Raw genomic sequence first — 11,538 nt, 5'->3', positions numbered from 1 at the left:
CGTAGGACACGTTGAGGATGGTGGTATCGGCAAACGCGAAACCGAGCGTGCCTGATAGAACAGATGTGGCGACCAGTGCGCCGAGCAGTTTCCTGAAATGAGGTTTGGTCATTTCTGCCTCCGTTGATAGCGGACTTAATTCTATCAAATATATAGAAAAGAAATGCATTCATCCGAAAGGGCAGACGTGCCGCGTCAGATAATCCAAAAGGAGAATCTTGCCTGAGACCTGCCAAAAGTCATGCCGCACGCGATGTGGGGGTGTCCGCTGGCGTGTGATGGAAGCAGCCCGGTGCACAAGGTCTGACGAACTCCACGAAGGCCATGCGCCGGCTGCGGACTTTTTTGTGGGAAGAACTTCCTCATTACAATCGTTTTTGGAGGGTTGAGCAACGGGGCTGGAAAAATGTCTCAGAATGACGCGGACCTGTGCGCCCGGGCGCGCGCACGGGGCATCACGATCTATCAGCGTTCAAAGACAGTATGGATTGCGGCAGGAGCCTATCGGGGGCGAGATTTTGAAGTGAAAGGACGTTCTCCAGGAATGGCGCTCGCATTCTGGAGGGAAGCCGCCCGGTATAGAGGGTCGGGCATATAGACCGATCCGGGCTCTGAAGCGCGTCGCACGGCAATGGATCCCGTCGATAGGCCTCAAGTCATCTTGTGCGCGTCGTTATCCGCCGCGCATTGGTCGATATGCATCGGTTGGGCCGAAGTTGTACCGAAGCTCAAGAACTGATCCGCACCCACTTCCCGTTGGCGGATTGCGACTGTCGGGCAAAGTAGCGATATGAAGTGCGTGACCAATCCCTGATGACACTGCCACGGTTGTCCAGGATCAAGTCTCCCTTGTCGGTTCGCACCGTAAGCACCGTGTGACCCTCGCCGCCGAGTGAAGCGACCGTCAGAAGCAGGGCGGAAGCAGGCCACCCGCGCTTCAAGAGCTCGCTCTTTTTCAGGATCGCAATGTCCTCGCAATCACCCTGTTTGGTCGGTAGACGCCAATCATCGGCACTGCCTGTCGTGACGAGGTCGCTACGCTCCTCGATCCGGCGATTGACGGACGTGTTCACGGCGTCGAGTTCGGCCTTGCGTGCTGGTGTCAGCGTCACCAGCTTGACCTGCCCGTTGGTGCTGCAGAGGCTTGGGTGGCTCGAACAGAAGACCCGGGCGGCCGGCGGTGGGAATGCATACCCCTTTGTGACCATCGCAGGGCTGGTTTTGGTTGTCTGCATGGTTTCACTGCAACCAGTTACCGCCACAGCTACGGCAACAAGCGTAGCGAAACGCATCACCTACCATCTCCTTTCGTTGTCAAGTCGCCAACAAGCCTCGCAGAAATTGGTAAATCAATCCTTAAAAAGGTATTTTCCGCCAATATACATAACAATATGTTACCAAACTGTGGAAATTGGTTGATAGCGCTTTGGTTTGGGGCCGGGTGCGTTTCCGTTGGAGGAAGAAATGCTGCGATATATGGCTTGGAAGGGCAGGTACCGCTCAGCTTTACTCATTTCATCTGCGCTTATAACTGCAAATTGGGTGAGTTGTACTCAAGCAGAGGAGAGTATTAGGCCGCGGTTGACGGCAGCTCAGTGTCAACCACTTACCGATGCCAACTATGCGCGGTGTTGTATCGCGATAAATCGCAGGAGTATCCTTTCCTCGGACCAAATCGAGCAATGCCCACCTATCACCACCTCGCTCATTGCGACCACGCTTGCACGTTCCGGCGACAACAACGGTCCTGGCGGTGGAGATGATCCGAGCGGTGGCGGCGATCCCGGTGGCAAGGGCGGCGACAATGGCGGCAAGACCGGCGACGATGGCGGCAAGACCGGCGATAACGGCGGCAAGAGCGGCGACGACGGCGGCAAGAGCGGTGATAACGGTGGCAAGAGCGGTGATAACGGTGGCAAGAGCGGTGATAACGGTGGCAGAGGTGGCGACTCCGGGGGCGGCTCCGGCAACTAGTTTTGAATCCGGCGACTAGGCTCGGATGTTGCTGAAGCCCCTGTAATATCCGCTTCGCGCCTGACTGATGCGATCCAATTCCAATTTGGTAAGGCGCGTCGCGTTCCAACCGGTTCAAGCGACGCGCTCTGGGACCAGCGTTGGCGCTTGGCCGGACAACAGGCCAAGTCGAACGGGCCAAGTCGAATGCAGCACAATCGCGAAGAATTTTCCATCAGGCGAATGCATCGTGCCAATGTTCTACAGGCGAACTCCCTGAATCCGGGGAGGTTCATTAGCCATGCGCAGCCAGTGGCTGCATTTCTGTCGCTTCTAGGCAATGAGAGAAGACTTCTGATTCTGAGCCATTTGACAGAAGGTGAAGTCTCGGTTGGTGAACTGGCTGTGCGAGTCGGACTTAGCAAGAGCGCTCTATCTCAACATCTGAGTAAGCTGCGCAAATACAAACTGGTCTCCACCAGGCGTCACCGACAGACCATCTATTATTCTTGTGACCTTGGCATCATTCAGAAAATCACCCAGATAACCGACGGGGCCGCGGGTCTGGCAGCAGTCGCGCGGACCGAGAAGCGTCGCGGGCCCTCCGCCGCATAAGTTGGTCACGTCGATGCCGGAACCCGTACCCTATGACGTGGCCAGCGCGCGCACGCAGCAGATAGGGCGCGCGTATTTTCCGTTTCAACGTCAGTCAGCAGTGCCAACGTGGCTTCCCGGCACGACGCCTGGTGCGTGATCCAAACCGGCGGTTAGGCATGCAACGATGCGGGTGGTCTGCGATCTGTTAGTCGATCGTGGTAGAGCTTTTGCCGAGGCACTGTTAGAGTTCACGACATGACAGGGCGAGATCGGCGCGGCGCATCTGCCAGGAAGACTCTTCCAGCAACGCGGCGAAGGTTCAGGAGCGGGTGGTCGCCTGTGCTGGGGCAAAAGGGACTGGGGCTCGAACATGGCTGAACGGAACTACACCCGTCAGCTAGCGACAATCATGTCTATCGATGCCGTGGGATTCTCGCGGCTGATGGGTCTTGACGATGAATCGGCCGTCGCTGCGTTCGAGGAGCGGCGCGACATCATCGCCGACAGTTGCAGTACCTTTGGCGGCCGCACCTTCGGCGATGCCGGCGACAGCATCATGGCCGAATTCGGCAATCCGATCGAGGCGCTGCGCGCGGCGTTCGATTTTCAGGGCCGCATTGTCGCGCTCAACTCATCGGTCGACGAAGCCATGCGCATGCCCTTTCGCGCCGGCATCAACACCGGTGACGTCATCGTCCGGGACGGCCGGCTCTATGGGGACGACGTCAACATCGCCGCCAGGATCCAGGAGTTCGCGCCGCACGATGGTCTCGCCGTCTCGGAAACGACCTGGCACCATGTGAAGGACAAGACGGCGGCCGAGTTCACCGATCTTGGCGAATTCATGCTGAAGAACATCGCCCTGCCGGTGCGCGTTCTGATCGCCGGGCGCATTGGCAGCGGGGCATCACCGGCGTCGTTGGTCTCGGCCACGCTTCCCGTCAATGGTCACCAGAAGCTGTCGTCCAAAGGTCCGCCCGCGATCGCCGTGCTGCCGTTCCAGGGCCATGGAGGCGAGCGCGACGTCGGTTACATTGCCGACGGCATAGCCGAAGACATCATCTACGGCCTTTCCAACAGCAGGTGGCTCTCGGTGATCGCCAAGAGCTCCAGTTTCCAGTTTCGCGATGACACTTTGGGAACGCGGGTAATAGGCAACGCTCTTGGTGCGCGCTACATCGTCAGCGGCACGCTGACGCACAATGGCGGGCAGATCCGTCTGAGCACCTCGCTTGCCGACGTCTCAAATGGGCGATTGGTGTGGTCGCAGCGCTTCGACCGGGCCCTGGTCGACATCTTCAGTCTGCGCGACCAGATCGGCGCCGAGATCGTTTCGATCCTCGATAAGGAGGTCGACCGGGCCGAACAGGCGCGGACCTTCCAAGTGCCGTGGGAAAGTCTGGAAACATGGCAATTGGTGCGGCGCGGACGCTGGCATATGAACCGGCGCACTCGCGGCGACACAGAAATCGCACTGGAGTTCTTCGAAAAGGCCTACCGGGACGATCCGAACTCGAGCGCGGTGCTGAACGAACTGGCATGGTGGTATTTCTGGCGGGCCTGGCTGCGGTTCGGCGACAGCGACGATCTGGACAAGGTCCAGCAGTATGCGCGCAAGGCCTTGCTGATGGACAGCCTGGATGCCCGCCCGCACGCTCATCTCGGCGTTATCGACATCATGAGGGGACGGCCCGGATCGGCGGTCGATCATCTCGATGAAGCGCTTCATATCAATCCAAGCTTCGCCTTTGCGCGCTCGGCGATGGGCAGTGCGCGCCTGCTGCTCGGCGATGCCGCTGGTGCGATACCGTTCTTTGTCGATACGGAGCGACTGAGCCCCTTCGACCTCTATCGGTTCCATAACCTGGGGGAATTGGCCGCCGCTTACAGCTTCGTCGAGGATTGGCCATCCGCGATCTCCACTGCGGACCGATCGCTCGATCTGTCGCCCGGCTATTTTTATTCCCGGTTCCTGAAGATCGGCGCCTTGACGAGAAGCGGGCGCATGCAGGAGGCCACGCGGGAACTGGCTATACTCATGACCAGACATCCGGATTTTTCGGAGCAAAGGGTGCGCTGGATACCGTTTGCCGACAAGGCGGCAAACGAATTTCTCATCGCCAATTTTGAACTGGCCAAATGACATGCAGCGAGCGGTGCGTAATCGAGGTGGCGGAACACCGACAACTGTGAAAACATTCACATACGCGAGACGGCTGCAAACCTAGGCCTTTGGGTAGCCGGCATCGCAATGACGTGGACAGCCGGGGGGCCAGACCGCGCATGATCAGGATAAAGTATTTCGATGCCATCCGGGCAGGACAGAAAAGCCAGCGTCCGCTGTCTGAAATGCCGCCATTTGACCTGGGACGCCTCCGCTCCAAGGGCGTCGCGTCGCGCATAGCTGGCTTTCTCTTCAATGATCCGCGCTGGGCGCTGGCGCTGCTGCGCCGGTTCTGGCCCAATCTCGCCATAGGCAATTTCCTGCTCGTGACCAGGAACGCCGACGTTCGCGACATATTGGAGCGCGGGGATGAATTCGAGACGCCATACGGGCCGGAGATGACCGAACTGGCGCGCGGATCGAACTTCATTCTCGGCATGCAGGACGGCGCCGACTACCGGCGCATGAAATCGTCGGTGCTGAGCGCTTTCCCCCCGGCAGAAATCGAGGCCTTGGTCAGGCCGATCGCCGCGCAGCATTCACAAGACATCATGACACGCGCCAGCCCCGGCTTCGACGCGATCGCGGATCTTATGAAGATCGTTCCGGTGCGCATCTGCCGCGATTATTTCGGCCTCGAGATCGATGATGAATCCGAGTTTGCCGATTGGGCCATGGCGTTGAGCGCGCTGTTCTTTTCGGATCCAACGGCGAGCCCGGTCACGCGCCAGCTTGCGGTGGTGGCCGGCGACCGGCTGATCAAGATCATCGACCGCTCCATCGACGCGATCCGGGAGAAGGGGGCCAAGGATGAGCAGCCGCTGGCAAGGCTGGTCCGCCTGCTGGATCAGGATCGCCTGTCGCTGACCGACATTCATTCGATCATGCTCGGCATGATCGCCGGCTTTGTTCCAACCAATGTGCTCGCTGGCAGCAACTGCCTCGACGTGATCCTGTCCCGCAGTGATGCGCGGCAGGCTATCGATGCAGCCTTGGCCAGCAACGACACCGGCGGACTGGACAAGGCCATTCTGGAAGTCATGCGCTTCAAGCCAATCTGGATTGGCCCCTGGCGCTACACCGTGCGCGACGCAACCATCGCCAGGGGCACGCGCCGCGAGCGTCTGGTGAAGGCCGGGACGGTGGTCATGCCGGCAACGCTGTCGGCGATGTTCGATCCTGAGGCGGTGCAGAGGCCCAACCACTTCGACACGTCGCGCCCGCATCGCGATTACCTAGTCTTCGGCTACGGCATTCATCAATGCATTGGCGCCGAAATCGCCAGGATCCAGATTGGCGAGAGTCTTCGCGCCCTGTTTCAGAAGGACAATGTCCGACGTGTGCGCGGCAAAGCCGGCAGGATGACGCATGTCGGCGCGTATCCGGACGGCCTTAAGGTCGATTTCGAGCGGCCCGCTCTTTGCCGCACGGTCACCCACTCTATGGTCACGGTGATATGCCCGATTACCCGGTCGGCGTCACTGGACGCCATCCGCGGCCAGGTCGCCGGATTTGGCAATCCTGCCAGCGACGAGATCCGTGCCGCGCTCAATACCGCCGGCACCATCCATTTCGCCAGCTTGGCTGTCGTCCCAACTGGCGAGGCGGGCAATGCCTCGGCTGATGGGGAAGGAGCGCTTGTTCTGGAGACATCTGGCGACGGCAGCACCGACGACGTCATCAACGCCATTACCCATGCCATCGGTCATAGGCTGCGGCCGATCTTCAAGGACGTGTGTGATCTTCGTGACGAAGACACGCTGGACAATTTCCTGCGCAAGCACAATGTCGAGATATCCCCGTCCTTCGGCAGCAACGCCGGATTGGTCTTTTCCGGCACGCCGGGCCATTCGGTGCAGCGCATCCTGGCCGAAGCCGAACTTGCTGATGCCGTTCGGCCCGTGGTCGAGCAGCCGGGCGCCGCCCATGGCGGGGCGGCCGCCATGCTTGACGAAGCCCGCCGGCATGTCCGATCCCTGGGAAAATTCGACTGGGCATTCGAGCCTGCCGAAAGCCTGCTCGAACGGCCGCCCGGAAAATGGTGGCAAGCCATAACGACCACGCTGCTGGCGCCGGCCGTGCTGGCCACTGTTGCCGCAGTGGTGCTTGCCTGTTGGCGGATGACCTACGTGCTGGTGTTCGGCGATCCGCCAGGTGTCACTTTCGGCAGCGTTGTCATAGCCGGCACGGCGCTTTTGCTGACTGTGCTTGGAATTCTGGCGCTGGCAGCCCTGATCCTCGGCCTGTGCTTTCTCGCCTTGCGGCGCCTCGAAGACATTGATCGCCCGCACAGCACGCCGGTCGACCTCGGCGCCCTCGACAAGATTCTGGCCCACGAGGACCAGCCTGGACAAGCCCAGAACCATCTGACGGCGATCTCGACAATGAAGGTTGGAACGTTGCGCAGGCTGGCGCTCAGGCTGTCGTTCTACCTGATCTCGATCTCGGCACAGAAGGTCTTCAAGCCAGGGTTCCTTGCCACCATCAACACCATCCACTTCGCCCGCTGGGTGCTGTTGCCCGGCACCAACAGGCTGATGTTCCTCTCCAACTATGGTGGTAGCTGGGAGAGCTATCTCGAGGATTTCATCGCCAAGGCCGCTGCCGGCCTGACCGGCGTATGGAGCAACACCGAAGGTTATCCGCGCACGCGCTGGCTCTTCCTCGATGGCGCGCGCGACGGCGACCGTTTCAAGCGCTGGGCGCGGCGGCAGCAGGTGCCGACCTTGTTCTGGTATTCGGCTTACCCTGGTCTCAACACGACGCGCATCCGCGCCAATTCCAGAATCAGGCTTGGCATCGCCTCTGCAACGAGCAGTGAAGCCCGTGACTGGTTGAGCCTGTTCGGATCCCTGCCGCGCCCGCAAACAAGGAAGGCAGAGGCCGGCAGCCCCGCTGCGTCCACCCCGTTGCCTCTCGAACAATTAGAAACCGGCGAGATACAGTCCCTGTTCTTCGGCCCGTTCGGATCGCTGGGGCATGCCCATATGCTGGCGATCGCCGTGCCCGAGAACCTTTCCAGGGCCAGGCGCAAGGCCTGGCTGGAGTTCATCGTCGAGCAGACCAGCTTCGGCGACGGCGTGCCGTCGGCGCGGGCGATGACGGTTGCGTTCGGTCCCGATGGTCTTCGCCGTCTCGGACTGGATGGCGGCGTCGACGACAAGCCGCTGGACACATTCCCCGTCGCCTTTCGCCACGGCATGGGCAATCCCGAGCGCAGCCGCATTCTGGACGATGTCGGCGAAAGCGTGCCGGACAAGTGGCAGTGGGGTTCGCCGCAAAAGCCCGTTGACGTGGTGGTGGTTTGCTATGCCGAAAGTTCGGAGAAGCTGAAGACGGAGATCGGTACCGCAAAGAGAAAGATGACGGCCGCAGGCATGAACCTCGTTTCGGACCTGGCGCTGGCGGTAAAGCGCGACGGCAAACGCGCGGTCGAGCATTTTGGTTTCGTCGACGGTGTCTCGCAACCGATCGTCAGGGGAACCGCCCGCGCCAACATCGGTGCCGCACCCATGCATCTTGTCGCGCCCGGTGAGTTCTTGTTCGGCTATCGCGACGAGCACGGTTTCTATCCGGCGTCGCCCTCCGTCGAGGCGTCGCTCGACCGGACGGGCATCCTGTCGGCGGTGCGCCGCAACCGGCAGATACCCGGCCTGCCGCCGCCACCGCGCGACTTCGGCCGCAACGGCACCTTCCTCGTCATGCGCCAGTTCGAGCAGCACGTCGACACCTTCAACGACTATTGCAAGGCAGCGGCTATTCAGGCGGCCAGCGAAACCGACAACCCGGCGATTACCCCGCGCTGGGTCGCCGCCAAGATGCTTGGCCGCTGGCCCGACGGCACCTCGCTGGTGCGCAATCCGGACGGCCGCCCGGGTCGCAGTGCCGATAATGATTTTGCCTTCGGCATCGAAGATCCCCAAGGACACCGTTGCCCGCTGGGCGCCCATGTTCGGCGGTCGAATCCTCGCGATTCGCTGGGGGAGGACCGTGAAACGCAGATCAGGATCGGCAAGCGCCACCGGATCATCCGGGTGGGCCGCAGCTACGAGAAACAGGACAAGAAGGGCAAGGTCGAAAAGGGGCTGCTCTTCATGTGCCTCAACGCCGATATCGAGCGGCAGTACGAATTCATCCAGCAAACCTGGGTGTCGTCGACTTCATTCCAGGGGCTTGTTGCCGAAAAAGACCCGACGATTGGTTCGCGCGACAGTGCCGGCAGGTTCACCATTCCATCCTGGGAAAAGGTCACGGTGCTGAAAGGCATCCCTCAATTCGTTACCACTCGGGGAGGCGGATATTTCTTCATGCCGAGCCGGTCGGCACTACGCTTTCTGATTTCGCGACTCTGATTCGCCCCCGGCGCCTCCGCTGTCAGTCGTCGTCCTGCGATTCGGCGATATGGCGAAGCGCGCCGGCGTCGACTATGCGCAGGCCGCCGCGCTTGATGGCGATGATCTGCCGGTTGCGCCAGTCGTTGAGCGTCTTGTTGACAGATTCGCGCGTGGCGCCGAGGAACTCACCCAGTTCAGACTGCGAGATCGGTATCCAGCCTGCGCCGTCGGCCAGCACGCTGCCCAGAAAGACCAGTCGTTTTGCCAGCCTCGCTTCGATGCCGAAAAAGGCCTGATCCCCGAGTTCACCGCTGACCCAACGCAGCCGCGCGCACAAAAGTTCGATCATGGCGCGCGCCAGGGAGGGGTTTTTCTCAATTCGATCAAACAGTTGTGTTCGGCTGAGCGAAACCAGCTCGCATGCAGTAAGACAAATCGCTGTGGCCGTTCGTGGGTGTCCGTCAAGTGCTCCGATCTCTCCGACCAAGCTGCGCGACAGCTCAATATTGGCCACCAGCTTCTGGCCGCCAGGCGAATAGATCGAGATCTCCACCGTGCCGCTCATCACACCATAGATGCGGTCGGCGGCATCTTCCTGGACGAACAAATGCTGGCCGGCGGCGTAACGTTCGAGTTTGCAACCGGTGAAAAGGAGATCAAACTGTCGAGGATCGATCCGCGCCAGGCGCGGCAGATCATGTCTGGCATTCGCGCTGGCGGTTGGCATGACGGCTTTCCCGATGTTGTCGTGACAGGATGACTGTACGGCAACGGCGTGATCGATCAAAGCTAATGTGATTTTGAGCGCTGCCCGCTTGTCAAAAGAAAGGGGACCGGAAAAACCGATCCCCTCCACCCCAACGCCCAGCTTGAATCGCGACCGATCGGCTCAACCAACGGCTATGCGAGAAGACCCAACCGCGAATGATCTCTCCCTCGCCTTGTTTGTGGAAGGCCGTCTGCACGCATGGCTGGAGGTAGGCCTAAAGCGTGCAGACGGCAGCGGCGGAAATGATTGCATGATCGAAATCCTTGCACTCGCAATGCTGCCGTACCAACCGAAAATCTCTGTTTGAAACGGCTCCGCCAAAATTCAAAATGATTCAGTGTTGCTTGACCACAACTGACCACGCACGAGCATCCACAGCGTGATGGGCAAAACCCCAATTGGCGTCGACGACAGCGCCGGGGATGGTCTCGATAAAGACATACGCGTCGGCGGTCGCCATCGTCGGAACAGCGAAAGCCGCAGCGGCAAGAAGCGAGCCGAAGGCAAACAATATCCGCATCTGTTCGCTCCAGGTTAAAAACACATTTTCAAATTGGCGGCAGACCGGTTGAAGATGGCCGGTTCCGCCAGGTCACACATTTGCCGGGAAACCTCATCGCGGTCTGTGAAACAGGCTACAGAGGCTGCAGACAGATGGCGCGACCTCGAACGGCCATCTCAAGACGTGCCGGCCACACTAAGGGTTCAGAATCTGGCGGTTGACTTTGGCCGAGCGTCCAGCCGACAACCGCGCTAGGTGACCGTGCGTGACGTTGCAATCAGCAAAATGCTGCAGGCGGCAGGCTTCTTTATTGAGGTGCCAGTCCTTCGTATTGGACCGTGCTTCTGACAACAATTGGCATGCCTTGGCCAGGCGAACCCGAAGCGCGCGCTTTTGCCATAACCCCGATGCTCGCGTGATTTTCGATGCGGTGCCGCTGGCGCGGCGCTGGCACCACGCCCCAATTGGAGCGGCCGCACTGGCGCATGGTGCCGACTATCCAGACGTGGCACTGGCGCAGGATGTCGGCGATAGGTGCGGATCGAAGAGATTAAGCCGACCGTTAAGCTCTGGGCGGCCCAGCGGTTAGGGTCGTAGGGGGACGTTTGCATCGGCGACCGCTGGGCCTGACCAGTCTAGCTAGAGGAGAGCTATGCTGGCTAGCTCGAAATATGCGCTCTCTCTAATGCAAGAGCCAGAGTGCATCGGCATGAAGGGATACTCCAAAAAGGTGTACTCACTGCGACGTCGGGCTGCTTGGCAGCCATCTGGCCACTGATGCGCGAGCGGCTAACCGCGTCCACACCACTATCTTCGCCAAAACGCCTCTGGCGGCCTCCACACCAGGTGAGGGCGTCGGGCGCTATGGGTGAGGCGCCGGGGCCCAAGCGTGCCCGAGTCGAGAGCGGCTTGGCCTTCGCTGCCAAGAGGCGAGATGGCCTCGAAGCAGAAGCCCGCATCGTGGATTCGAAGGCATGACTGGATCTGCCGTCCCGGGGGAGTGCCCATGGGGGTGCGAGACCTCGTAGCAAAGATATCAGCGAAACTGCTGACGAGCTCTGCCAATACCCTATGGGCCACCACCAAACCGATCCGCGCAACTTCGGCCGATATACCGTTCAACCGCGGCAAGCAACTACGCATCGACCGTCGCCTCCGATCCGACCAGCTAGCAATATGTAACTCGTTTTCGCCGCGCGATGGCCGGCGCCTGTCAGGC

The 11,538-nt window shown here is 60.3% G+C and carries 7 protein-coding genes and 1 pseudogene; 4 read left to right on the top strand and 4 right to left on the bottom strand.

Annotation, left to right across the window (positions count from 1 at the left end; translation table 11 throughout):
- Nucleotides 1-112, bottom strand: a pseudogene (locus tag EN993_RS38460) (sulfate transporter subunit); the annotation flags it as partial.
- A gap of 616 nt (nt 113-728) precedes the next feature.
- On the bottom strand, nt 729-1,235 hold the full coding sequence (locus EN993_RS23015) for a transglutaminase-like cysteine peptidase (protein WP_245463085.1): 507 nt from the start codon (nt 1,233-1,235) through the stop codon (nt 729-731).
- Nucleotides 1,236-1,581: 346 nt separating this feature from the next.
- Between EN993_RS23015 and EN993_RS23010 the strand changes: the two genes are divergently transcribed.
- The 4 genes from EN993_RS23010 to EN993_RS22995 all read left to right on the top strand — a co-directional run bounded on the left by EN993_RS23010 (nt 1,582) and on the right by EN993_RS22995 (nt 9,066).
- Nucleotides 1,582-1,974, top strand: a complete 393-nt coding sequence (locus EN993_RS23010; RefSeq protein WP_245468939.1) for a hypothetical protein — start codon at nt 1,582-1,584, stop codon at nt 1,972-1,974.
- 222 nt (nt 1,975-2,196) lie between these two features.
- Nucleotides 2,197-2,568: a metalloregulator ArsR/SmtB family transcription factor gene (locus tag EN993_RS23005; protein ID WP_109661470.1), complete on the top strand. Its 372-nt coding sequence runs from the start codon at nt 2,197-2,199 to the stop codon at nt 2,566-2,568.
- 352 nt (nt 2,569-2,920) lie between these two features.
- Nucleotides 2,921-4,693: an adenylate/guanylate cyclase domain-containing protein gene (locus EN993_RS23000; RefSeq protein ID WP_109661472.1), complete on the top strand. Its 1,773-nt coding sequence runs from the start codon at nt 2,921-2,923 to the stop codon at nt 4,691-4,693.
- A 140-nt stretch (nt 4,694-4,833) separates the two neighbouring features.
- A complete protein-coding gene (locus EN993_RS22995) occupies nt 4,834-9,066 on the top strand; it encodes a cytochrome P450 (RefSeq protein WP_127264906.1) in 4,233 nt (1,410 codons plus the stop codon).
- Between the two features lie 22 nt (nt 9,067-9,088).
- Here the strand turns inward: EN993_RS22995 and EN993_RS22990 are convergent, their stop codons facing one another.
- Both EN993_RS22990 and EN993_RS22985 read right to left on the bottom strand, forming a co-directional pair.
- Complete coding sequence (locus EN993_RS22990; protein ID WP_109661476.1) at nt 9,089-9,775, bottom strand: Crp/Fnr family transcriptional regulator; 687 nt, start codon at nt 9,773-9,775, stop codon at nt 9,089-9,091.
- A 376-nt stretch (nt 9,776-10,151) separates the two neighbouring features.
- Nucleotides 10,152-10,337 (bottom strand): hypothetical protein, encoded by a 186-nt coding sequence (locus EN993_RS22985; RefSeq protein WP_127264905.1) that lies wholly within the window; start codon nt 10,335-10,337, stop codon nt 10,152-10,154.
- Nucleotides 10,338-11,538: the final 1,201 nt, after the last annotated feature.

The organism is Mesorhizobium sp. M7D.F.Ca.US.004.01.2.1 (genome assembly GCF_003997785.1).
Lineage (GTDB): Bacteria > Pseudomonadota > Alphaproteobacteria > Rhizobiales > Rhizobiaceae > Mesorhizobium > Mesorhizobium loti.
The sequence above is the reverse complement of the archived record's forward strand: the minus strand, read 5'-3'. Positions and strand labels throughout refer to the sequence as shown.

Bases quoted from the DNA above. Each gene is read 5' to 3' on its own strand.
- EN993_RS23015 (WP_245463085.1), bottom strand. From the start codon at position 1,235: ATGCAGACAACCAAAACCAGCCCTGCGATGGTCACAAAGGGGTATGCA.
- EN993_RS23005 (WP_109661470.1), top strand. From the start codon at position 2,197: ATGCATCGTGCCAATGTTCTACAGGCGAACTCCCTGAATCCGGGGAGG.
- EN993_RS23000 (WP_109661472.1), top strand. From the start codon at position 2,921: ATGGCTGAACGGAACTACACCCGTCAGCTAGCGACAATCATGTCTATC.
- EN993_RS22995 (WP_127264906.1), top strand. From the start codon at position 4,834: ATGATCAGGATAAAGTATTTCGATGCCATCCGGGCAGGACAGAAAAGC.
- EN993_RS22990 (WP_109661476.1), bottom strand. From the start codon at position 9,775: ATGCCAACCGCCAGCGCGAATGCCAGACATGATCTGCCGCGCCTGGCG.
- EN993_RS22985 (WP_127264905.1), bottom strand. From the start codon at position 10,337: ATGCGGATATTGTTTGCCTTCGGCTCGCTTCTTGCCGCTGCGGCTTTC.